At 69.5% G+C, this 23,455-nt stretch carries 18 protein-coding genes and 1 pseudogene; 12 read left to right on the forward strand and 7 right to left on the reverse strand.

Annotation, left to right across the window (positions count from 1 at the left end; all coding sequences use genetic code 11):
- Positions 1-9 precede the first annotated feature (9 nt).
- On the forward strand, positions 10-1,320 hold the full coding sequence (locus Q664_RS29030) for an adenylosuccinate synthase (RefSeq protein WP_043403034.1): 1,311 nt from the start codon (positions 10-12) through the stop codon (positions 1,318-1,320).
- A gap of 189 nt (positions 1,321-1,509) precedes the next feature.
- Positions 1,510-1,872 (forward strand): PH domain-containing protein, encoded by a 363-nt coding sequence (locus Q664_RS29035; protein ID WP_200883781.1) that lies wholly within the window; start codon positions 1,510-1,512, stop codon positions 1,870-1,872.
- A 3-nt stretch (positions 1,873-1,875) separates the two neighbouring features.
- Here Q664_RS29035 and Q664_RS29040 read toward each other — a convergent pair whose 3' ends face one another.
- The 3 genes and pseudogenes from Q664_RS29040 to Q664_RS29055 form a co-directional block, all read right to left on the reverse strand.
- Positions 1,876-2,742 carry an FHA domain-containing protein gene (locus Q664_RS29040; protein ID WP_052518809.1) on the reverse strand — a complete coding sequence of 289 codons (867 nt, stop codon included), beginning with the start codon at positions 2,740-2,742 and terminating at the stop codon, positions 1,876-1,878.
- Positions 2,743-2,887: 145 nt separating this feature from the next.
- Positions 2,888-3,172: pseudogene (locus Q664_RS29045) on the reverse strand (LysR substrate-binding domain-containing protein); the annotation flags it as partial.
- Between the two features lie 265 nt (positions 3,173-3,437).
- Complete coding sequence (locus Q664_RS29055; protein WP_043403043.1) at positions 3,438-4,238, reverse strand: AraC family transcriptional regulator; 801 nt, start codon at positions 4,236-4,238, stop codon at positions 3,438-3,440.
- Between the two features lie 132 nt (positions 4,239-4,370).
- Here Q664_RS29055 and Q664_RS29060 point away from each other — a divergent pair, with 132 nt between their 5' ends.
- Both Q664_RS29060 and Q664_RS29065 read left to right on the forward strand, forming a co-directional pair.
- Positions 4,371-5,690, forward strand: coding sequence for a tetratricopeptide repeat protein (locus tag Q664_RS29060; protein ID WP_043403045.1), 1,320 nt, complete (start codon positions 4,371-4,373; stop codon positions 5,688-5,690).
- Between the two features lie 258 nt (positions 5,691-5,948).
- The gene (locus Q664_RS29065) at positions 5,949-7,148 is read left to right on the forward strand and encodes a carbohydrate-binding family 9-like protein (RefSeq protein ID WP_043403046.1); all 1,200 of its coding nucleotides are present in this window, start codon (positions 5,949-5,951) and stop codon (positions 7,146-7,148) included.
- A gap of 3 nt (positions 7,149-7,151) precedes the next feature.
- Here Q664_RS29065 and Q664_RS29070 read toward each other — a convergent pair whose 3' ends face one another.
- Positions 7,152-7,406 carry a hypothetical protein gene (locus Q664_RS29070; protein ID WP_043403048.1) on the reverse strand — a complete coding sequence of 85 codons (255 nt, stop codon included), beginning with the start codon at positions 7,404-7,406 and terminating at the stop codon, positions 7,152-7,154.
- 4 nt (positions 7,407-7,410) lie between these two features.
- On the reverse strand, positions 7,411-9,759 hold the full coding sequence (locus tag Q664_RS29075) for a DNA internalization-related competence protein ComEC/Rec2 (RefSeq protein ID WP_235216925.1): 2,349 nt from the start codon (positions 9,757-9,759) through the stop codon (positions 7,411-7,413).
- 334 nt (positions 9,760-10,093) lie between these two features.
- Between Q664_RS29075 and Q664_RS29080 the strand changes: the two genes are divergently transcribed.
- Together Q664_RS29080 and Q664_RS29085 are read left to right on the forward strand one after the other, a co-directional pair.
- The gene (locus Q664_RS29080) at positions 10,094-10,588 is read left to right on the forward strand and encodes a CarD family transcriptional regulator (RefSeq protein WP_013939202.1); all 495 of its coding nucleotides are present in this window, start codon (positions 10,094-10,096) and stop codon (positions 10,586-10,588) included.
- Positions 10,589-10,661: 73 nt separating this feature from the next.
- Positions 10,662-11,336 carry a hypothetical protein gene (locus Q664_RS29085; protein WP_043403054.1) on the forward strand — a complete coding sequence of 225 codons (675 nt, stop codon included), beginning with the start codon at positions 10,662-10,664 and terminating at the stop codon, positions 11,334-11,336.
- Positions 11,337-11,445: 109 nt separating this feature from the next.
- On the opposite strand, the gene Q664_RS52815 is transcribed toward Q664_RS29085, so the two are convergent.
- Entirely contained in the window at positions 11,446-12,765 is a 1,320-nt protein-coding gene (locus Q664_RS52815) for an FHA domain-containing protein (protein WP_052518810.1), read from the reverse strand.
- 201 nt (positions 12,766-12,966) lie between these two features.
- Between Q664_RS52815 and cysS the strand changes: the two genes are divergently transcribed.
- From cysS to Q664_RS29120, 6 genes are all read left to right on the forward strand, one after another.
- Positions 12,967-14,430 (forward strand): cysteine--tRNA ligase, encoded by a 1,464-nt coding sequence (gene cysS / locus Q664_RS29095; protein WP_084610435.1) that lies wholly within the window; start codon positions 12,967-12,969, stop codon positions 14,428-14,430.
- A 182-nt stretch (positions 14,431-14,612) separates the two neighbouring features.
- Positions 14,613-16,289 (forward strand): M20/M25/M40 family metallo-hydrolase, encoded by a 1,677-nt coding sequence (locus tag Q664_RS29100; RefSeq protein ID WP_043403059.1) that lies wholly within the window; start codon positions 14,613-14,615, stop codon positions 16,287-16,289.
- A gap of 79 nt (positions 16,290-16,368) precedes the next feature.
- Positions 16,369-18,510 (forward strand): excinuclease ABC subunit UvrB, encoded by a 2,142-nt coding sequence (gene uvrB, locus Q664_RS29105; RefSeq protein WP_043403062.1) that lies wholly within the window; start codon positions 16,369-16,371, stop codon positions 18,508-18,510.
- 6 nt (positions 18,511-18,516) lie between these two features.
- Positions 18,517-20,454, forward strand: coding sequence for an excinuclease ABC subunit UvrC (gene uvrC, locus Q664_RS29110; protein ID WP_043403065.1), 1,938 nt, complete (start codon positions 18,517-18,519; stop codon positions 20,452-20,454).
- 138 nt (positions 20,455-20,592) lie between these two features.
- Positions 20,593-21,111, forward strand: coding sequence for a DUF507 family protein (locus Q664_RS29115; protein WP_043403067.1), 519 nt, complete (start codon positions 20,593-20,595; stop codon positions 21,109-21,111).
- Between the two features lie 88 nt (positions 21,112-21,199).
- Positions 21,200-22,888, forward strand: a complete 1,689-nt coding sequence (locus tag Q664_RS29120) for a hypothetical protein (RefSeq protein WP_052518811.1) — start codon at positions 21,200-21,202, stop codon at positions 22,886-22,888.
- Here Q664_RS29120 and Q664_RS29125 read toward each other — a convergent pair.
- Positions 22,777-23,403, reverse strand: coding sequence for a MarR family winged helix-turn-helix transcriptional regulator (locus tag Q664_RS29125; protein WP_084610442.1), 627 nt, complete (start codon positions 23,401-23,403; stop codon positions 22,777-22,779). The two genes, Q664_RS29120 and Q664_RS29125, sit on opposite strands and share 112 nt — an antisense overlap.
- Positions 23,404-23,455: the final 52 nt, after the last annotated feature.

Below are 23,455 nucleotides of genomic sequence, written 5' to 3' on the forward strand. Positions count from 1 at the left end.
GGCCGCAATATGCCGAACGTCGTCGTCATCGGAGCGCAGTGGGGAGATGAGGGTAAGGGCAAGGTCGTGGACCTGCTCACCGAGCACGCTCAGGTCGTCGTCCGCTTCCAGGGCGGCAACAACGCGGGCCATACCCTCGTGGTGGGTGGTCAGAAGACGGTGTTGCACCTGATCCCCTCGGGCATCCTCCATGCGGGGAAGACCTGTGTCATCGGCAACGGGGTGGTGCTGGATCCCGCCGTGCTGGTGAAGGAGATCGACGCACTCAAGGAGCGCGGCTTCCTCAAGGACGACTCGCACTTCCTCATTTCGGACAACGCGCACGTCATCTTCCCGTGGCACAAGCTGCTGGACACGTACCGTGAGAAGGCCCGTGGCGTGAGCGCCATTGGCACCACGGGGCGTGGCATCGGCCCGGCCTACGAGGACAAGGTGGCGCGCCGCGGCATCCGCGTGCGCGACCTGCTCAACGCCGAGCGGCTGCGCAAGCGCATCGACGAGCGCCTCCCGGGTGTGCGCGACGAGCTGCGCGAGCTGTGCCGCGCCGCCAACGAGACGGCTCCCGAGCTGGACGTGCAGAAGTTCCAGGACGAGTTCGCCGCGCTGGGCAACCGGCTGCGGCCCCATGTCACGGACGTGTCCCTCTACCTGTCGGGCCAGGTGCAGCGCGGGGCGCGCATCCTCTTCGAGGGCGCCCAGGGCACGCTGCTGGACGTGGACCATGGCACCTACCCGTTCGTCACCAGCTCCAACTGCGTGGCGGGCAACGCGGCGGTGGGCTCGGGCCTGGGTCCCACCACCATCGACAAGGTGATGGGCATCAGCAAGGCCTACACCACGCGCGTGGGCAGCGGTCCGTTCCCCACGGAGCTGACGGACGAGACGGGTGACCGGCTGCGCAAGGTGGGTGACGAGTTCGGTGCCACCACCGGCCGTCCGCGCCGCTGCGGCTGGCTGGACGGCGTGGTGCTGCGTTACGCGGTGCGCGTCAACGGGTTGTGGGGCATGGCGCTCACCAAGCTGGACGTGCTCTCCGGCCTCAAGACGCTGCAGATCTGCAACGCCTACGAGCTGGACGGCAAGCGCATCACCGAGCTGCCCGGGGACTACGAGGATCTGGCGCGCGTCAAGCCGCTCTACGAGACGCTGCCGGGCTGGGACGACAAGCTCGCCGGGGTGCGCACCTTCGACGAGCTGCCCGAGGCCGCCAAGCGGTACGTGCGCCGCGTGGAGGAGATCTCCGGCGTGCCCGTGGTGTGCATCTCCGTGGGCGCCGACCGCGGCGAGACGGTGCTCCTGCAAAACCCCTTCCGGAGCTGAGCCGTCCGCGGTTGCGGAACTCCGGACAATCGGAGTTCCCGGGAAGTCAGGCCCCAGACTCCCCCGGCAGGAAAGCGAGAGAGCGGGTGGCGGATGTCAGCCCCCCGCCTTAGCTTTTTTCGTATGGACCGGGGCGATTCGAAGGCAGGGAGGCAGGTGTTCCGCCCACACGCAGTGCTCGCGGCCATCATGGGTGCCGCGACCCTGCTCTGGCTGGGCGTCTTGTTGTACCTACTGCGTTTCGACGGGGTTCCGGTCCAGACATTCCTGTCGGCGATCTTCTTCGTCCTCTTCTTCGCCGTGTCGGTGACGTACTACGGCCGCACGCGGATCATCGTGGACTCGGGAGGCATCACGTACCGGGGCATGGTGCGCACGCGGCGCTTCTCCTTCGCGGACATCAACAAGGTGGACGTGCTGCCCGGGCCGGTGACGGTGTACGCCGTGCGCGGCAAGCGGGGCCTGGTGCACTTCACCAGCCTCTTCGCGCACCACCGGCACCTGGCGCGGCTCCTCGTCGAGCGGGCCGGGCTCTCTCCGCTGCGCGCCTGAGCCTCAGGGCGTCAGGGCGAAGGTGGCGAGCAGTCCCACCATCGCCAGTGCCGCCCCGAGGCCGATGAGCCATCCTTCCCAGCGCACCCGCGGGCGCTCCGGCATGTCCTCGCCGGAGGGCGTCGCGGGTGTCTCGTTCGTGGGGGCCGCTCCGGCGGGAGCGGGCGTCTCGGCCAGGGTGGGGGCTGGCTCGGGCGGTGTCTCCGTTTCGGGCGTGCCCATGGGGGCCTGGAAGCGCAGCAGGGTGCGGCCCAGCTCGATGACGTCGCCCTCGTGGAGCGGGGTGGGGGCCTTCACGGGCTTCCCGTTGAGGAAGAGGCCGTTGGGGCTGTCCAGGTCCTCCAGCAGGAAGGCGCCCTCGTGGTGGCGGATGCGGGCGTGGAGGCGGGACACGGCGATGTCCCGCAGGCGCACGGCCACGTCCCTGCCGCGGCCCAGCTCGGTGCTCGCCTCGGCGAGGGCGAAGGTGCGGCCCACGTCCGCCCCGATGAGGCATTGCAGGGAGGCGGCCCGTGAGGGCGGTGGCTCCTCCAGATCCATGAGGAGGTGCTTGAGCACGGCCACGGTGCCCACCTGCCGCTCGGCGTCTCCGTCCGGTGCCTTCACCTTCAGCCGCATCTCCTCGGACAGGCCCACCACCTCTCCCGGCAGCACGAGGCGGGGGACTCCTGGCGGCACCCCCACGCCCCCCACCGTGAAGGCGTGGGTGGCCTCCACCATCAGCCGGTGGCTCTCGATGCGCAGCGTCAGCAGTCCCGGGGGGAGTCCCTCGAGCCGGACGTGGTCCTCGGGGGCGCCCCCCAGCAGGTGGACGCCCTCGGCCAGCTCGAAGGGGGTGGCGGTGCCCATGTGCTCGAATTCGAAGTGCATGGCCCTGGCCGAGGCAAACCCGGTGCCGGGACGGGCAGGTGGAATCGCGGGGGGTTGCCGCTTCCCGGCCGTCTCGTCTCCGGCCCGTCGTCCACGTGTGCGGACGGGGCCCGGGTCCCTTCTCCGAGACATCCGGCCCCGGCGATTACCTCGTGGACGCTTCGCGGACGAGCCAGTCACGAAACGCAACGAGCTTGGGGAGCGTGGCGCAATCGGGCCGATAGACCACGTAGTAGGAGAGCACCGAGGAGAACTCCACCTCCGGGAACAGGCGCACCAGTCGTCCGGCCGCGAGGTCGTCATGCGCCATGATGCTGCGGGCCAGTGCCACGCCCTGCCCGTCGATTGCCGCCTGCGGCACGGCAGCGGAGTTGTTGATACGCGGGCCTCGCTTGGTGTCGACGTCCCTTGCGCCCGCCTTCGCGAGCCAGGCATCTCGCGTTCACGCCATCGTTGCCGGAGAACCTGGTGCGCGCGTGGCAGCACACCGCGACATGGATGGCGCCGCACGCGAAGTACGTCGCCGTCTTCGACGAGCCGTTCTGGCGCCGGCTCGGACTCTCAGGAGAGGCCCGCAGCAGGGTGGGGCCGCTCGCCGAGGTCCACGACGCTTCCGACTGCGGCGGCGAGGCCGCCCTGTTCGGTATGCGCGCAAGAGCTGATGGGACTCTTGGGGAGGCTCCAGCTCTCTCCCTCTACACGGTCCCCATTCCGCCTCTACGCCCGCGCATGTAGGCCTGGGGGCTGCACCCCATGTCGGTACGGAACGCGTACACGAAAGCGGACGTCGAGCCGTAGCCGAGCTCCATGGCCGTCCGGGTCACGTCCAGGCCGCCGCCCAGCAGTTCAATCGCCTTGAACAGCCGCAGGCGGCGGCGCCAGGAGCGCAGGCTCATGCCCACCTCCGCCTCGAAGCGGCGGGCCAGGGTCCGTTCCGACATTCCAAGCTCCCGGCCCCACGCCTCCGGCCCACGCGGGTCGGCCGGGTCCGCGTAGAGCGCCTCGCACAGCGCCGTCAGGGATGAGTCCCCACGTGGCCACGGGAGCGCGCCCGGGAGGGGCCTCGCGCGCCGAAGCTGGTCCAGGATCAGGTCCGTCACACGGCGGGCATAGCCGTCACGATCCTCCTCTCCCTCGAGCTCGGTGGCCTCGACGATGAGCGCCTTCAGAAGCGGCGTGACGCCGAACACGGTCGGACTCACGGGGAGGCCACGGCCGGCCTCGTCGGCGATCCAGAGACTGCGGAACTCCGCCCCGAGCAGTGAGCCGACCCGGTGCCGCAGGCCTGTCGGCAGCCAGACGGCCTGCTCCGGCGAGATCACGAAGGAGCGCCCCTCCACCGCCACCGTCAGCACGCCAGAGATCGCGTAAGCCATCTGGTTCCAGCGGTGCCTGTGTTCCGGGAAATAGTGGCGCGCCGGGATCGACTGCGCGCGCACGGTCATCGGTTGGGGCGGCGCCAGGCCGGGTGGTGCCTCGATTGCCGCCCATGCCATGCCCGGCCTCCCGTTTGGCTGTTGGTCTACATGATCTGGCAGGCTGTCGAAATACGGACAGGAGGCTTTCCCGTATAGAGATCGCTGGAACGAGCGCCGAAGCCCGCCCGCTCTCAGAGCGAGGAGCCTGCCATGACCCACCTCGACAGCCGAGGCCTGCCACTCTCGACCACGTCCGACCTCGCGGCCGGACGCTACCGGGAGGGGATCGACCTGCTCCTCTCGACCTGGCCTGGCGCCGCGGAGGTCCTGGAGGAGGCAATCGCGGCCGACCCGGACTTCGCTCTCGCCCATGCGGCGCGCGCGCGCCTGCATGCCATCCGTGCCGAACCGGCGAAGGCCCGGGCGCGGATCGCGACGGCGGAAGAGCTCGTTGCCCGGCGTGGGACCGAGCGGGAGCGGAGCCATGTGGACATCCTGTCCCTCGCCATCAACGGCCAGCCGGCAAAAGCGCTGGAGCGGGCGCTCGCACACGCCGACACCTGGCCGCGGGACATCCTGATCCTCTCGCTGCCTCTCGGCGCCTTCGGGCTCTTCGCCTTCTCCGGGATGACGGACCACGACCAGGCGCGCGTGGAGCTCTGCGAGCGCCATGCCCGGCACTTCGACGCCGACGATTGGTGGTTCCTCACCTACCGGGGCTGGGCCCATGCGGAGAACGGCAACGTGGCGCTCGGCCGGGCCCTCACGCAGCGCGGCTACGACCTGCGGACCCACAACGCGAACGCGGCGCACGCGCTCGCGCACGTCATGTACGAGAGTGGCGCAGGCGAGGAGGCGGAGAAGCTGATCGCGAACTGGCTGCCGGGCTATGACCGCGCCGGAATCCTCCATGGCCACATCGCCTGGCACTCGGCCCTCGGCGCCCTGGAGCGGGGGGATTCCGAGCGGGCCCTCGCCATCTACGCGGAGTATATCCAGCCGTCGGTTTCGGCCGGAATGCCGGTCAACGTGGTCAGCGACACCGCCTCCTTCCTGTGGCGGCTCCAGGCCTACGGCCACCCGGTGCCGCCGGGGCTGTGGGAGGCGGCGGCGGCCTATTCCGGGGGAGTCTTCCAAAAGGCTGGCTTCGCCTTCGCTGATGTCCACATGGCCCTCATCGCGGCGGCGACCGGCGACAGGGCCGCGGTGGAGCAGCGCGTGGAGGCATTGACGGGCCTGCTCGAGGCGGGGGCCCTGGCCGCCGGACCGGTGGTGCCGGCGATCTGCCGCGCCGCCCTTGCCTTCGCGGAGGATGACTACGCGGGCTGCGTTCGCCTCCTGAAGCCGCTCGCGGCCGAGGTCGTGCGTATCGGCGGCAGCGGCGCTCAGCGCGAGGTATTCGAGGACATGCTCCTCCTCGCCCTGATGCGGAGCGGCGAGGCCGTGAAGGCTCGTGAGCTTCTCGACCGCCGCCTGCACCGCCGCCCGTCACCGCGCGACACGCGCTGGTATGGTCTGCTCACGGCCTGAGGCTCCCCAGTGGTGTGACGCGCTGTGGCTGAGAGAAGTCGAAGAGCTGAGTTACGAGGAGATCGCCCAGGTGCAGGGCTGCCCGATGGAATGCCGGCGGCGAGGGCTTCCGAGCCCCGCTTCGCGCCTCCGGAATCCGATGGAGCCGCTCCTCTCTCCTGAGGAGGCCCTTCGCAAGGCCGGTTGCCTCGCCTGGGGCTTCTGGTTGCACGATTTGTTAGAGAACTTCTGGCGACCTACTTAGGATTCGCGGCCCCGATGCGTTCCGCCTCCCGCCTCCTGACGCTGCTGACGCTCACGCTGCTCGCCACCGCCTGTCGCGACGAGCAGGCCGGCCCGAAACCCCGCGCCAAGGCCCTGCCTCCGCCCGCCCAGGCCCGGGTGCTGGATGCCGCGCCGGCGGACCTCACGTACCGCGGCGGGGCCACGTTCGGCGGGGGCGCGGTGCGCTACCTCGGGACGCGTATCTCTCCGCCGGTGGCGGCGCCCGGGCAGCCGGTGAAGCTCGAGCACTACTTCCAGGCCGTGAGCGAGGTGCCTCGGGGCTGGCAGTTCTTCGTGCACGTGGTGGACGCCGCCAGCGGGCAGATGGTGGTCAACGCGGACCATGACTTCGCGGGAGGCGCGGCGCCCCTGGGCTCGTGGCCCGTGGGCAAGGTGGTGGAGGACGTCCACACGGTGCCGATGCCTCCAGCTCCCGCCCGGGTGCTGCTCGGGTTCTGGCGGGGAGACGAGCGCCTCGCGGTGGACGACCCGAAGGCTCACGGCGGCGACAACCGGATGCTGGGCCCGCAGCTCGGCGGCGCTCCTCCGTCCCTGCCCGAGTACACCGTCCGCCGCGCGGCGAAGGCCCCTGTCATCGACGGGGAGCTCGACGACGCGGTGTGGAAGGACGCGGCCCCGGTGGTGCTGCGCGGCAGCTTCGATGGCCGCCAGCCCTCGCTGCGCACCGAGGCGCGCCTGGCCTACGACGAGCAGCACCTCTACGTGGCCTTCGACGTGGAGGACCCGGACGTCTGGGGCACGCTGCGCGAGCGGGACGCGCCCATCTACGAGCAGGAGGTGGTGGAGATCTTCCTCGACGCGAACGCGGACGGGCGCACCTACAACGAGCTGCAGGTGTCTCCGCACAACGTGAACTTCGATGCGTACTTCCCCGCGCGCCGGCAGGGCATGGACCTGAGCTGGGACTCGGGGATGAGGACGGCGGTGAAGGTGCGCGGCACGCTGGACAATCCCGAGGACCGCGACGAGGGCTGGCGCGTGGAGATGCGGATTCCCTTCGAGCGGCTCGCCGAGGTGCCGAACCGTCCGCCGAAGAAGGGGGACCGCTGGCGCTTCAACCTCTACCGGTTGGAGCACGTGAAGCGGCAGCAGGTGGAAGGCCAGTCCTTCTCGCCACTCTTCGTGGGGGACTTCCACGCGCTGCCGCGCTTCGGTTGGCTCGTCTTCGAGTAGACGTTACGAGTGGGGGGAGATCTCCCAATGGGCGTCCGCGATGGAACGCTCGGTGGGGTCTCCCAGGAAGCGCAGGAAGCCGCGCAGCTCGAGGGTGTCGATGAGCTCCTCGGCCTCCAATTCCGAGAAGCCCTTCGTCTCCACGAGCAGGTTGCGCATGAGCGACTTGCCTCGCAGGTAGCCCACGGGCTCGCCCGGGGCCAGCATGTGCTTCAGGTCGGCGGTGAGCTGACGCAGATCCAGGTCGTCGGAGATCATCACCTCAAGGCTGGGGATGGGCGGCCGTGTGGGCAACCCTGGACGGGGGAATAGGGGGCTCGGCGGGCAGGAAGGTGCTCAGCCGGACATCGTGCCCATCGCTCTCCAGGGTGATGGCGCCGTGCACGTCCGTCCGCAGGCACTCGGTGCCCAGCGAGCGGTAGCGGGCTTCCACCTCGGGATGGGGGAAGCCGAAGCGGTTGCGGCGGCCCACGCAGAAGACGGCGAAGCGGGGACGGAGCCGTGTGAGGAACTCCTCGGTGGACGAGGTGCGCGAGCCGTGGTGCGCCGCCTTCAGCACCGTCACCGGCCCCAGCTTCCCACTGGCGAGCAGCGCGGCCTCGCCCTCTTCCTCCACGTCGCCGGGCAGCAACACGGTGACGTCGCCATGGCGCACGAGCAGCACCACGCTCTTGTCGTTCACGCCCTCCATCAACTCGCGGTCCTCGGGCGGGCCGAGCACCTCCAGGGTGGCCTCTCCCAGCCGGTAGGACGGATGGCCGAGCTGCACCTCCTCCACGTGCGCGCCGGTGGCCGCGGCGATGAGTTGTTTCGACAGGTGCCCGTCCGTGCTGTCCGCGGAGAGCCAGAGTCGTTCGGTGGGGACCTGTCCCAGGGCGGAGATGAGCCCGAGCGCATGGTCCGGGTGGGGGTGGGAGAGGACGGCCAGGTCGAGCCGCTCGATGCGGGAGGCGCGCAGGAAGGGGACGACGACGCGGAGCCCCGGGTCCGCGCCACCGGGCACGCCGCCCCCATCGATGAGCGCATGGTGTCCCCGGGAGCTGAGCACGATGCCATCGCCCTGGCCCACGGCGAGGAAGGTGATGCGCAGACCGGGCTCGGGGACGAGGCGCGGCACGACGAAGACGAGCGCGAGCCCCACGGGGAGGAGCAGGCCCCCCAGACGCGCGCGCCGCTCACCGAGGGCCCAGCACGCGAGCCCCGCGGCGTAGAGCAGGGAGGCCGCGGTGCCGAAGGCCGGCAGGTCCATGGTGGCCAGCGGCACGTGCGCGAAGAAGCGGGTGAGCCACAGCAGCACCTGCGAGGCCCACGCACCGCCCCACAGCAGCGGGGTGGCCAGCACGGGCGCCACGACGTAGAGGGCCGCGCCGCCCGCGGCGAAGCCGGTGAGCAGGCCGCACAGGGGCATGCAGACGATGTTGGAGACGAGCCCCGCGAGGCTCGCGCGTCCGAAGGTGCCCGCCACCAGGGGCAGGCTGGCCACCGTCACGGCGGCGCTCGCGCAGAACGTCTCCAGCACCGTCTCCCGGGTGCTCGCGAGCAGGCGCTCGAGCCGATGTTGTTCCTGTGGATTGGGCGGAGCAACGGGAAGGGCCTCGCGCAGGGCGGGGGTGAGCAGCAGCAGGCTGAAGACGGCGAGGAAGGACAGTTGCAGCGACAGGTCCGCGACGCTGGAGGGAGTCCAGGCGACGAGCAGCGCGGCGGCGGCGGCGAGGCTGTTGAGCCCATCGGCCCGGCGCCAGAGCGCGAGTCCCAGCAGCACCACCGTGGCCATGACGGCCGAGCGCACCGCGGGAGGCTGGTTGCCGGTGAAGACGACGTAGGCCCAGACGAAGGGGATGGAGGCGGGGGCGGCCAGGCGCCGGGCATCCACGCGCCGCAGACCCTGCACGCGCGCCCCGGCCCGGACGAGCAGCTTTCGCAGCAGCGCCAGCGTCATGAGCGCGAGCGCCGCCACATGCAGGCCACTCACGCTGAGTACGTGTGCCAGTCCACTGCGGGAGAAGTCCTCTTCCAGCCCGTCATCGAGCGCGGCGCGCTGTCCGGCGGCCAGGGTGAGGAAGAGGGCGGCGGCCTCGGTGGAGGGGGCCACGGCGTGGACGGCCGCTGTGAGGCCCTCCTGCGTGCGCACCAGGTGCTGGCGCCAGCGCGGGGGAGGGGAGAGCACCAGCAGGCTCGCGCCCTGGAAGCTGCCGGTGAAGGCGAGCCCCTGCCGCCGCCGGGTTGCGGAGAAATCCTTTTCTCCGGGATTCGACGCGGACTCGAGCGGCTTGAGCCGGGCCTCCACGCGGATGCGCTGGCCGGGCAGCAGTGAGGGGGCGGCCCCGTGGGCATACAGGCTCGCGTGGAAGCGGACGGGGTTGCCGGTGCCCTGTCCCAGGCGGGCCACGGCCAGGAGGACGCGGGTGGAGTCCTCGAAGCGGTCCACGCGCTCCACCTCGCCCTCCAGCACCGCGGTGCCTCCCTGCAGGAGGGGAGGCGGCACATCCACCCCGGCTTCCAGACTGGCCAGGCCCGCGCCCGTCAGCCCCAGACACAGGAGCACGCCCAGATGGGCACCAGGCAGGCGAGCGAGCGCCAGGGAGGCCGCACCCACGAAAGCGGCGGCCATAAGCTGAAATAATCCATTAAAGGCATCTGTTCTCAGTCCCAGACCCGCGCCGAGCATCAAGCTCACAGCGGGGAAGAACAGAGGACGCCCGGTCAGATCGCGCCACGAATAACGGCCCACGCCCCACCCCCGCCCACCCAACGACCCGATCCGTCCCGTCGTGGTGAATCGCCCTACCGGGCGACCGCACACACGTAAAGGCGCGCAGGCTAGTCAGGAATTTCCGGGCGGGTCAAGACTGCAATGTTGCTGTAAGGGGTGAATCGTGGTATTCGTGAGCAGCTTTCCGAGGCCGGGTGAGTCGAGCCAAGCCATCCTAGAGGAGGCGGTAAGAGTGCAGACGAGCTTCAAGACCGGCGACAAGGCTGTGTACCCTGGGCAGGGTGTGGGTGAGGTGATGGGGATTGAGCACACCGAGGTCGCCGGGCAGCGGCAGTCCTTCTACGTGCTGCGCATCCTGGAGAATGGGATGCGGATCATGATCCCCATCAACAAGGTCGGTTCGGTCGGCCTCCGGGAGATCATCAGCGAGGAGGACGTCAAGCAGGTCTACTCCATCCTGAAGGAGAAGGACATCTCGGTGGATTCCACGACGTGGAACCGTCGGTACCGGGAGTACATGGAGAAGATCAAGACTGGCTCCGTGTTCGAGATCGCCGAGGTTTTGCGCGACCTCTACTTGCTGAAGGGAGACAAGGATCTGTCGTTCGGTGAGCGGAAGATGCTGGATACGGCGCGCTCGCTGCTCATCAAGGAGCTGTCGCTGGCCAAGGACTGCTCCGAGGAAGAGATCGAGTCGGACCTGAAGAAGATCTTCAACCTGGCCTGATCCGCCCCTGGCGGAGGTAGAAAGCCCCGGTTCCCCGATGGTGGGGACCGGGGTTTTTTCATGTCCTTTTCGCATGTCTACTGAGTCGGAGCTTCAGGAGGAGCGAGACCGGCGCATCGCGGAGTTGGAGGAGCGGCTCCAGCGGCGCGGGGTGGGGGTGAAGGCCCCGGTGGCGGTGTTGGCGCTGGTGGTGGGTGGGGTGTTGCTGGGGCTGTTGTGGAAGGACCTGGCGTACTTCTTCTCCTCGAGCACGCCGGTGACATTGGGGGCGGAGGGCGAGTACCGGTACGAGGCGCTGGAGTCGAACCGCTACGTGCAGTTGCACGGGGTGCCGACGCTGCGAGGGGCGTACGGGAGGGAGGGCGAGGACGTCTACGTGGTGGTGGGGCTGCGGGAGTCGCCGTTCCTGGTGCGGCGGAGGGCGCTGACGGGGGAGGAGTGGTCACCGGGGAGGGTGCCGCCGAGGCCGGATCCGAGGCCCTTTGGAGTCAGGGGCCGACTGTTGGTGGAGGAGGACGCGGAGCGCTACCGGGAGGGCTTCAAGCTGCTGAGGGAGATGGGGGAGGTGCAGCCGAGGGACGGGAGGCTGTGGCTGGTGGTGGAAGGGGAGAGGCCGGGAGGGGACAAGGGGGTGCTGTTGGCGGCGCTCGTCCTGGTGGCGTTCATGCTGGGAAACGCCGCGCTGCTCTACCGGGGGCTCAAGGGGAAAGGGCCCAAGGGAAAAGGGCCCAAGAGAAAACCCAACTGACCCAATATCCCCTCTCCCCCCGGGAGAGGGACGGGGTGAGGGTATCCGGCCCCCGGGTTGCCCCCGTGCGATGCTCCCTCTCCCTCTGGGAGAGGGTTGGGGTGAGGGTCTACTTCCCTGCCTCCGCCTGAGTCTGCGCCTGAGTAAGCGCCTTGCGAATCCTCGGCGCGAGAGAGCCCCATCCCTGGGAAATCTTCTGATCCAGCTCGAGGGCGGCGGAGAGGTGCAGGACGGCGGAGGACGGGTCGCCGTTGGAGAGGGAGGCATTGCCGGCGCGCCACTCCTCCTGGAAGCGGGCGAGCGTGGTGGCGAGGGGTTCCAGCCGGGCACGCCGGGCGAGGGTGAGGGCGGAGTCGACGTGGCCCGCCTCGTAGTGGGAGAGGGCCTCGGCTTCGGCCTCCTCGTTGGAGACGAGTCCGGCCTGGGGCTCGGCGGGAGCGGGCTTCACGGAGGCCTTCCCACTCGTGGCCTTCACGCGCCCACCGGGCTCTCTTCTACCTCCAGGGCCAGCGATGGACTCGGCGCTGAGGGGCCGTGCTCCGGAGGTACTCCGCACCTTCGTGGCCGGAGCTGGAGCCGCGGGCACCGGCTCCACCGCCCTGGCCTCGGGAGGGGCCACCTCGACAGGGGGCACCACCTCGACGGTCTCGGCCTCTGCCTCGGGAACGACCTCCGCCGGAGTCTCGGCCACCGGCTCGGCCGCCACCGCGCCCAACCGCACGAAGCGCCTGGTGGCGAGCGTGAGGAACACGGCCACGAGGGCGCCGGTGGCGACGGCGAGCAGGAGGATGCGGCGGGAGCCCAGCCCCACGCGGAGTGACGAGCCCGTCCGGGTGGAGGAGGTCCGGGGGCGGGCGGGGGCGGGACCCGGTCCGCGCAGCTGGAGGATGGCATTGCCGAGGGCGAGCTCATCCCCGGAGCGGAGCTCCACCTCGCCGGAGAGGCGGGTGCGGTTGACGTAGGTGCCGTTCTGGCTGCCGAGGTCCTTCAGGGTGAGGCGGTCACCGCGGCGGGTGAGCTGGGCATGGCGGCGGCTGATGGAGGGGTGCTGCAGGCGCAAGTCCGAGGTGGAGGCACGGCCGAGCACGAGCACGCCCTGCTTGACGGGGAGCAGCTGGCCGACGCCGGGGCCGCGCTCGACGTAGAGGAAGGCGGGGGTGTGGCCGGGGTCCTCGTACTCGCCGGAGTCGAAGCGGGTGGGCAGCTCGCGGTCGCGGCCTTCGCGGGGGGAGCCGCCGGGGCCGCGGCGGGGGCGGCGGCGGGGGCCGGCGGGGAACTGGGGGACGCGCTGGGGACGGGGGTCGTCCGCCTGGAGGGGGGCCACCTCGTCATCGTCGAAGGGGAGCTCGACCTCCGGCTCCTGGCGCGAAGCCGAGTCCCCCGGCGGGCGCGGCGAGCGGGGCGGGCGCTTGGGATTGGGAGGACTCATGGGGGCGCATTCTCCCAGATTCGACGGCCGACGGAGATGGGGGCGGGCAGGGGAGCGGAAGGATAGTCCTTTTTCGGCGGCCTGGAGTGCCCACGGGGCGTCAGAGTTGTCTCACACTGTCAGGCACTTGTGGTCCTGGACGTGGGGAAGTCCTAGAGTCCGGCTTTCCAACCCTGGGTGGACCAGCGGAGGTTATCGCACGTGGCCGCAGCATCGATTCGCCTCTTCAACACGATGACGATGCAGAAGGAGACCCTGGAGCCGGCGGTGCCGGGCAAGCTGGGGGTCTACGTCTGCGGCCCGACGGTCTACAGCTACGTCCACATTGGCAACGCGAGGACGTTCACCTCGTTCGACGTGGTGGTGCGCTACCTGCGCTACCGCGGCTTCGAGGTGAAGTACGTGCGCAACTACACGGACGTGGACGACAAGATCATCAAGGCGGCGCACGAGACGGGCGAGGAGCCGGTGGCGCTGGCGGCGCGCTTCGTGGAGGCCTTCCGGGAGGACGCCCGGGCGCTGCACCTGCTGGAGCCGGACGTCTCGCCGAAGGTGAGCGATCACCTGGCGGAGATCATCGGCATCATTGGCAAGCTGGTGGACAAGGGCCTGGCGTACGAGTCGAAGGGGGACGTGTACTTCTCGGTGAGGCACTACCCGGAGTACGCGAAGCTGTCCAAGCGCAACCTGGACGACCTGTGCGCGGGCGAGCGGGTGCAGCCGGGCGAGCAGAAGCACGAGCCGCTGGACTTCGCGCTGTGGAAGGCGGCGAAGCCGGGCGAGCCCGCGTGGGACAGCCCGTGGGGCAAGGGCCGGCCGGGCTGGCACATCGAGTGCTCGGCGATGAGCGCGAAGTACCTCGGGGAGACGTTCGACATCCACGGGGGCGGGTTGGATCTGATCTTCCCGCACCACGAGAACGAGATTGCCCAGAGCGAGGGCGCGAGCGGGAAGACGTTCTCGCGCTACTGGATGCACTGCGGCTTCCTGGATCTCGAGGGGGCGAAGATGTCCAAGTCCCTGGGGAACGTGGTGAGGCTGAGGGACGCGCTCACGAAGGTGGATCCGGAGGCGTTGCGCTTCTTCTTCGTGGGGACGCACTACCGGCACCCGCTGAACTTCGCGGACAAGGGGCTGGCGGACGCGGAGCAGCGCATGGAGTACTTCTACGAGACGCTGCGCAAGGTGGACGAGCGCGTGAGCGGGAAGGACTTCGGCAAGGGTCCGCTGTACGGGGAGCCGCACAAGCACCTCACCGAGTTCGAGTCGCAGATGGATGACGACTTCAACACGGCGGGAGCGCTGGGGGCGTTGTCGGGGCTGTTCGCGCAGATGAACGAGCTGACGGACAAGCCGCCGGTGAAGGACAAGGCGCAGGTGGGGAGGACGCTGCAGGCGCTGCGTGAGGACGTGCGGAAGGTGTCGGGGGTGCTGGGCCTGTTCGAGGACGAGCCGGCGCAGTGGCTGCTGCGGCGGCGGGATCGGGCGGTGAAGGAGCGGGGAATCGACGTGGCGAAGGTGGAGTCGCTCATCCAGGCGAGGAACGAGGCCCGCAAGGCGAAGAACTTCGCGGAGGGAGACCGGCTGCGCGAGGAGCTCAAGGGGATGGGAGTGGAGATCCTGGACACGGCGGCGGGCACCGTGTGGAAGGTGGCCCCGCAGTAACCCAGCGGACCGCGGCGAAGCCTCATGTATCTTCGCGAGCACGTCGTACTGGTTGAGCATCGGGCCCCTCGGGTACCGGCTCGGGTGGGGCGATGGGGCAGGGCAGAGGGTCGGCCGTTCAACCATCCAGACGAAGAACCCCCCTGCTCCAGCGGTCAGGTCATGGTAGGGGCACACGAGCCATGAAGCGAACGCTGGTGCTCCTCGCCGCCCTGACCCCCCTGCCGCTCGCCGCCCAGTCCCAGCTCACGACACCGGCGGAGAAGACCGCCGCGCAGAGCATCGAGGCGGGGGACCTCCGGGCCCACATCGGCTTCCTGGCCTCGGATCTGCTCGAGGGCCGGGGCCCTGGCACGCGGGGGGACGCGCTGGCGCAGCAATACATCGCGGCCCAGTTCCAGCTCCTGGGCCTGAAGCCCGCGGGTCCCAACGGCAGCTACCTGCAACCCTTCGAGCTGGTCGGCATGACGGGCCACCCCGAGACGCTGACCTTCATCAACGCGACGGAGCGGATGGAGCTCCGGTTCCACGACGACTTCATCGCGAGCTCGGGGGTGCAGGAGGCGGAGGCGGTGCTCCAGGACTCGGAGCTGGTGTTCGTGGGCTACGGCATCCAGGCGCCCGAGTACCAGTGGGACGACTTCAAGGGGATGGACCTGCGGGGCAAGACGCTCCTCATCCTGAACAACGATCCGGAGGATGACCCGAAGCTCTTCGGCGGCAAGGCGCGGCTGCGCTACGGCCGGTGGGACTACAAGTACGAGCAGGCCGCGAAGGTGGGGGCGGCGGGGGCCATCCTCCTCCACACCACGCCGAGCGCGGGGTACGCGTGGCAGGTGGTGCAGACGTCCTGGTCGGGCGAGCAGTTCGAGCTGCCGGCCCCGGAGGGCACGCCGCGCCTGCGGATGAAGGCCTGGACGACGGACGAGGCCACGCGTCGGGTGCTGCGGCTGTCGGACGTGGACCTGGACTCGCTGCGCTCGGCGGCCCAGCGGCGGGAGTTCCGCCCGGTGCCGCTGGGGGTGAAGGTGTCCACGCGCTTCGCCAACCGGGTGCGCCGCCGTCCCACGGCGAACGTGCTGGGCCTGCTGCCGGGGAGCGACCCCAGGCTGTCCAGGGAAGTGGTGCTCTACACGGCGCACCATGATCACCTGGGCATGAAGGACGACGCGAAGCCGGGCGAGGACGCCATCTACAACGGGGCGGTGGACAACGCGTCCGGCGTGGCGGCGATGCTCGAGGCGGCCGAGGCCTTCACCGTGCTGCCCAAGGCGCCGCCGCGCTCCATCCTCTTCGCGTCGGTGGCGGCCGAGGAGCAGGGCCTGCTGGGCTCGCAGTACCTCGCCGAGCACCTGCCGGTCCCTCCGGGGCGCGTGGCGGCCAACGTCAACATCGACGGGCTCAACATCCACGGGCGCACGCGGGACGTGACGGTCATCGGCCTGGGCAAGTCCTCGCTGGACGGACCCCTGACGGCGCTGGCCCGGGCGCAGGGACGCATCATCAAGGCGGACCAATTGCCGGACCGGGGCTTCTTCTACCGCTCGGACCAGTACAACTTCGCCCGGCTGGGCATCCCCGCCGCCTACTTCAGCAGCGGCATGGACTTCATCGGCCGGCCGCCGGGGTGGGGCAAGGAGCGCCGCGAGAAGTGGGAGGCGCTGCACTACCACCAGCCCTCGGACGAGCTGGGCTCCGAGTGGGACTTCTCCGGCGCGGTGGAGGACGTGCGGCTCTTCTTCCTCCTCGGGGCTCACGTGGCCCGGACGCGTGAGCTGCCCCGCTGGAACAAGGGGGACGAGTTCGAGGCCCCCCGGCTCCAGGCGCTCGAGGCCCTGAAGAGCGAGGAGGCGAAGTAGCTCCCGCTTCGTCTTTCGGTGGGCGGATCGACGATTTGGACCCGGCATCCCCGGACTCCGGGTGTTAAACCCCTGAGCCATGCCTGAGTTCCAGATCGTCAGCGACTACAAGCCCCAGGGCGACCAACCGCGCGCCATCGGTGAGCTCACCGAGGCCCTGCTGCGCGGCGACCGCTACCAGACGCTGCTGGGCGTCACGGGTTCGGGCAAGACGTTCACCATGGCGAACGTCATCGCCAACGTGAAGCGGCCCACCCTGCTCATCGCGCACAACAAGTTGCTCGCCGCCCAGCTCTACGGGGAGTTCAAGGCCCTCCTTCCGCACAACGCCGTCGAGTACTTCGTCTCGTACTTCGACTACTACCAGCCCGAGGCCTACATCCCCACCACGGACACCTTCATCGAGAAGGACTCCTCCGTGAACGATGAGATCGAGCGCATGCGCCACTCGGCCACGCACTCGCTGCGCACGCGCGACGACGTGCTCATCGTGGCCAGCGTCTCCTGCATCTACGGCCTCGGTACCGCGCGCTCGTACGTGGACATGGCCGTCACCGTGAACGTGGGTGCCGAGCTCGGCCGCGACAGCTTCATCCGCAAGCTGGTGGAGAGCCAGTACGAGCGCAACGACCTCGACTTCCATCGCGGAACCTTCCGCGCCCGGGGCGACACCGTGGAAGTGTTCCCCGCCTACGAGGAAGAGCGCGCCGTGCGCGTCAGCTTCTTCGGCGACGAGGTGGAGAAGATCACCGAGTTCGATCCGCTGCGTGGCGAGACGCTGGGCGCGCTGGAGAAGGTCGTCATCTTCCCCGCGAGCCACTACGTCACCGAGGTGGACACCCGGCGGAACGCGCTCCAGACCATCCGCGACGAGCTGTCCGAGCGCCTCCAGGAGTTCAAGCGCGAGGGCAAGCTGCTCGAGGCCCAGCGGCTGGAGCAGCGCACGATGTACGACCTCGAGATGATCGAGCAGGTGGGGTACTGCAATGGCATCGAGAACTACTCGCGGCACTTCTCGGGCCGGAGCCCGGGCGAGGCCCCGCCGTGCCTGCTGGACTACTTCCCGCGCAACATGTTGGTGCTCATCGACGAGAGCCACCAGACGGTGCCGCAGATCGGCGCCATGTACCGTGGGGACCGCTCGCGCAAGGAGACGCTGGTGGGGCACGGTTTCCGTCTGCCCAGCGCCCTGGACAACCGCCCGCTCAAGTTCAACGAGTTCGAGGACATGGTGCAGCAGGCCGTCTTCGTCTCGGCCACTCCCGCCGAGTACGAGCTGCAGAAGTCCAAGGGCGTGGTGGTGGAGCAGATCATCCGCCCCACGGGACTGACCGATCCCGAGGTGGAGGTCCGTCCCGCGCGCAACCAGGTGGATGACGTGCTGGAGGAGGTGCGCAAGCGCGTGGCGAAGCAGGAGCGCGTCCTCGTCACCACCCTCACCAAGCGCATGGCGGAGGACCTCACCGAGTACCTCACCGAGGTGGGCGTCAAGGTGCGCTACCTGCACTCGGACATCGGCGCCATCGAGCGCACCGCCATCATCCGCGACCTGCGCAAGGGCGAGTTCGACGTGCTCGTGGGCATCAACCTGCTGCGCGAGGGCCTCGACATCCCCGAGGTGTCCCTGGTGGCCATCTTCGACGCGGACAAGGAGGGCTTCCTCCGCAGCCACGTGTCCCTCATCCAGACCATCGGCCGCGCCGCCCGCAACCTCAACGGCCGCGTCATCATGTACGCCGAGTCCCTGACGGACTCGATGAAGCTCGCCATCGAGGAGACCAACCGCCGCCGCGAGGTGCAGCGGGCCTACAACGCCCAGCACGGCATTACGCCCAAGGCGGTCAAGAGCAACATCCTCGACCTGTCCGAGCACCTCTACGACGCGGACCCGTCCGCGCTGCCCATGGCCGCGGATTCGGCCAACGACGTGCTGGAGCCCAAGGAGATCAAACGCCTCATCGGCGAGTTCACCAAGGACATGCAGCACTACGCCGACGAGATGCAGTTCGAGAAGGCCGCGGAGCTCCGCGACCGCATCCTCCTGCTCAAGGACATGGAGCTGGGACTCAAGCCGCCCAGCCGCACGCTGCTCAAGGCCCCGCCCAGGCCGGCCGACGAGAAGAAGCCCGGCACTCCCGGTCCCAAGGGCAGGCGCGGAGGCAAGGGCGGCGGTGGCCCGCCTCACGGCAAGACGGGCATCGGACCGAGGAAGAGCCGCTAATTCCGTATGGACGCGAAGCTCGAAGCCAAGCTGGAGTCGCTGCCCACCGAGCCCGGCGTGTACCTGATGAAGGACCGCCGCGGGGAAATCATCTACGTGGGCAAGGCGGTCAACCTGCGCAACCGCGTGCGCTCCTACTTCACCCGCACCGGAGACACGCGCGCCTTCGTCTCGCTGCTCGACCAGTTCCTCGGCGACATCGAGACGGTGCTCGTCCACAACGAGAAGGAAGCCCTCCTCCTCGAGAACGAGCTCATCAAGAAGCACAAGCCGCGCTTCAACGTCCTCCTCAAGGACGACAAGCAGTACATCTCCCTGCGGCTCGACCGGACCCAGTCCTATCCCCGCCTGGAGGTGGTGCGCCGGTACGAGAAGGACGGCGCGCGCTACTTCGGCCCGTACTCCAGCGCCAGCGCCATCCGCGAGACGCTGCGCATCATCAACCGCTACTTCCACCTGCGCACCTGCACGGACCACGTGCTCGCCAACCGCAAGCGGCCCTGTCTGCTCCATCAGATCGGCCGCTGCCCCGCGCCCTGCGTCTACCCCGTCCCCGAGCAGGACTACCGCAAGAGCGTGGACGAGGTGGTCCTCTTCCTCGAGGGCAAGGCGGGTGAATTGGTGGAGGGGCTGCGCTCGCGCATGAAGCAGGCCGCCGGCGAGCTCAAGTTCGAGGAGGCCGCGCGCATCCGCGACCAACTGCTCGCCATCGAGCGCAGCCTCGAGCGCCAGAAGGTGGCCACCACCGACTTCAAGGACCAGGACGTCTTCGCCTTCCACCGCGAGGGGGATCGGCTGCTCGTCTACGTCCTCTATGTGCGCCGGGGCCGGCTCAATGGCGGCCAGGCCTTCCCGCTCGGCAGCCAGGAGTTCCCCGACGAGGAGCTGCTGCCCTCCTTCGTCAACCTCTATTACGACCAGGGCAACTTCGTCCCCGAGGAGGTGCTCCTCCCGCTGGACGCCGAGGAGCGCGAGGGCCTCGAGGCGCTGCTCACCGAGCGCAAGGGCGAGAAGGTGCGCGTCATGGTGCCCAAGCGCGGCGAGAAGCGTGATCTGGTGGACATGGCGCAGAAGAACGCCGAGCAGGCCGTCATCGAGCGCCGCCGCACCAAGGACGAGACCGAGGCGGTGCTCTACCGCCTGAAGGAGCGGCTCCACCTGCGCAACCTGCCGCGCCGTGTCGAGTGCTTCGACATCTCGCACTTCCAGGGCTCCAGCATCGTCGCCTCCCAGGTGGCCGCCACCGATGGGGAGATCGACAAGTCGCGTTATCGCCGCTACCGCATCAAGACGCTGGAGACGCAGGACGACTTCGCCAGCATGCACGAGGTCATCTCCCGCCGGCTCGAGCGCGGCCAGGAGGAGGGGGATCTGCCTGATTTGTTGGTCATCGACGGTGGCAAGGGACAGCTCGCCAGCGCGCTCGCCGCCGCCAAGGACCTGGGGGTGGAGGGCGTGGACATCATCTCGCTCGCCAAGAGCAGGGACCTCGAGGTGCACGACCGGGACGAGGAGAGCGCCCGGAGTCCCGAGCGCGTCTTCATCCCCCACCGCAAGGACCCCATCGTCCTGCGGCAGAACTCGGCCGAGCTGTACCTGCTCGCCCGTCTGCGCGACGAGGCCCACCGCTTCGCGATCACCTTCCAACAGAAGTCCATGCGGAAGGGCAACTTCCACTCCGTCCTGGAGGAGATTCCAGGGGTGGGGGAGACGCGCAAGAAGCTCTTGCTGCGCCAGTTCGGCTCCCTCAAGCGGGTGCGCGAGGCCACCATCGAGGAGCTGGCCGAGGCGCTCGGGCCCACCCTGGCCGAGCGGGTTCACGCCGCCCTCCACGGCCACCCCGAGGAGGACTCGGAGGATCCCATCCGGGAAGCCTCCCTGGCGGATGCGGGTGCCCTGGTGGACGAAAAGTCAGAAGAAGGGTCGCCACCCGGCTCGCCGTGATTAATTTCCGGTCGAAAGCGGATGCGGCAAGAGCGCTGAATCCGCGATGTTCCTGGGGTTTTTCATTGCGGCTGGGCTTGGCGCTGATTTATAGCGGACACGTCCAGTCGAGACGTCTTCAAGGGGCGAGGGACCGATATGAGGCTCTATCCGAAGGTGATTCCGATCATCTCCCGGGAGGTCGTCCAGAGGCTGATGCAGGACGGGGATATCGAGGTAGAGCCGATGCGCGTGGCTGATGCCGAGATGGACCTGTCCGCCATCATGCGGGAGTACCTGGCGAACGAGGAGCGCGTGAATCAAGCCACGCGCGAGGCCCTGGAGCGCCGGGGCTACGACTACTCCAAGTTCAACCAGGTCAAGCGTGAGATGGCCGACGTTCGCGGCTTCAAGATGGGTGACGAGGGCATCGAATACGTCATCAACCAGATGATCGAATTCCTCCTCATCAGCCGCAATGTCGAGGAGGTGTACGCCGCCGACAACGTGCTTCGGCAGAAGATCCACGTGGTGATGAAGAAGCACCTGGACGTGGATGACGAGATCGACAAGGAGGCGCGTTCCCGCCTGAAGCACCTGCAGGAGGGCACCAGCGCTTTCGACATCGAGTACAACAAGACGGTGGAGCAGATCCGCCGCGCTCGGGGTCTCATCTAGCGGGCGAGGCGGGCGCTCGTCCGCCTCGCCGCTTGGGGCCGCCAACCACCGCCTCCGCTGCCTACCCTCCCTGGAGGAGGCAGCGTCGATGGCGGGATTCCTCTCCAGCTTCGTGCTCACCGGGCTGCTCGCAGCCAGCCCGGGGGGCTTCAGTTTCGATGGGCCCGAAGTGTCCGCGCGGACGACGGGCAACGTCGGTTTCTTCACACAGGGTACCATTCCCTTCACGGACCTCTTCGAGCGGGGCACCGGCTGGGCCGAGCTGTCCGTCCAGGACCGCATCGCGGACTACCGGGCCACCTATGGGGATGCCGGCAGCCTGGTGGCCACCTTCGACATCGGGGGTGACTCGTACCGGGTGGAGCTGGACCAGGTGGGCTTCCCACCGGCCCAGGCCCTGGCCACGAAGCCCGGGATGGGGCCCTTGCCGGGAGCCCCGGCCCAGCCCATCGCGGGCGGGGTGGTGTTCAATCAGGACATGCACGGCGGGGCGGTGCTCGGCTTCTCCAACACGTCGCGGGTGCACGCGGCGGCGGCGGTCTGGGGCATCGGGCGCGTCTGGCGCAATGGGGAGCTGCTCACCGACGCGGCCCTCATCCATGCCGCCGCGCTGGACCAGGGGTCGCACGCGGACGATGACACGTTCCGCACCCTGCCCGTGGCGCGTCCGGGAGACACCGAGCTGACCGTGCTGGCGTGGAACCTGCCCCTCCAGGCCGAGCCGCGCGGCTTCATCCAGTTCGACTTCGACAACGTGGCCATCACCGTGAATGGCCGGGACGTGCCCGCGGTCGCGGTGGTGCCCACGGCGGGCAATCTCGCTGGCGTGGCGCCGCCGAGCTCGCCGGTGCCGGGTGGCACCTCCCTGGGGGCCGTTACCAACAGCGCCCTGTCGCAGCAGGGCGTGGGGGGCTCCGGTGTGGCGGGGACCCAGCCCGGGGCGGTGGACGGCCTGTCGGATCCGGCGAGGACCCAGAATCTGGCGCCCGTGGCCGACACCACGCTGCCGGGGCCCGCCGCGCAGCAGGGGGTGGTCCTGGACCCCTTCCTGGACGCGGGCCGGGTGTCACCCGCCACGCAGGATCCCACCCAGCCGGGGGTGGCGTCTCCCGGGTTCACGACCACGCCCATCGTTCCGGATGCCTTCGTGACTCCGGAGCTTCCGGGGCGTGTGGCGCTCAACCAGAACCAGCCCGGGGCGCCCGGCCAGCTCGACGCGCAGTTCCCCGGCCAGCGGACGCCCATCGTCCCGGAGTCCTTCCAGAACAACCCCGCGCGCCAGAGCGGTGACCAGCAGCCCCAGCCCACGCTGAACGGCTTCGTGCCGCTGACGACGGCGACGCAGCAGCCCTCCTTCCTGTCCACCCAGGGCTCCTTCTCCGTGGTGCCGCTGGTGCCTGGGGTGGCCGGGCCGGAGTTCGCCTTCGGGGGGACCCGGGTGTCGGCCGGGGTGATTCGCACGCCGAGCCCGGCCCAGGTGCAGACGCCCGCGGTGCCGCTCGTGGCCACGCCCCAGCCGCTCAACGCGCAGCAGCCGGTGCCGTTCGTCGCCGGGCCGCAGCCGCTCAACGCGCAGCCCGCGGTGCCGCTCATCGCCGCACCGCCGCCGCTCAACTCGCAGCCCATCTCCGGCACGCTGCCCGGCGCCACCGCGCCGACGACGACTCAGGGCGCGGGCTCTCTGCCGGGCCTGGTGCCCTCCAACCCCAACGCGGGCGCGAGTCCCGCCGCGACGACTCCGGCCGTGTCGTCGCCAGGAGCCGCGCCCTCGCCGTGACCGTCGAAGGAGAGCGGGGCATTGCCGACGCCCAGCTCCTCGGCCAGGGCGGTGAGCACGTCCCGCGCCCCCTCCAGCCGCGCTTTCGGAACACGAGAGAGCGCGCGCTGCACGGCGGTCTCCACCGTGCCGTCGGCCGGGACACTCAGCCCCTGGCCCGCCTGGGTGAGGTAGAGGGGGGCCCTGCGCGCGTCGAGTGGGTCCGCCCTGCGCTCGACGAGCCCTCGCTTCTGCAGGCGCTTCATGACGCCGGTGAGCGTGCTGGGATGGACATGGAGTATCTCCGCGAGCCCTCCCGCGGTGATGCCGGGGTACTGGCCCACGAGCCGCACCACCAGCCGCTGCGGGCCCGTCAGCCCCAGCGTGGTCTCCATGTGCTTGGAGGTGGAGCGCAGTCCCTGGTCCACGGCCCATAACAGGCGCAGGAACTCCATCACCTCGTCCAACCGGGGGGCTTCGTTCCCGTTCGCGGCGGAGGGGGGGCTGGCCGCGTCGAGCTCCTTCAGGGGGGCCATGGGAAGCTCGTGGCCGGTTTGGCGGGCAGGGGCATCATCGGGGGCGTCCTTG

Source organism: Archangium violaceum Cb vi76 (genome assembly GCF_000733295.1).
Classification (GTDB): Bacteria; Myxococcota; Myxococcia; order Myxococcales; family Myxococcaceae; genus Archangium; species Archangium violaceum.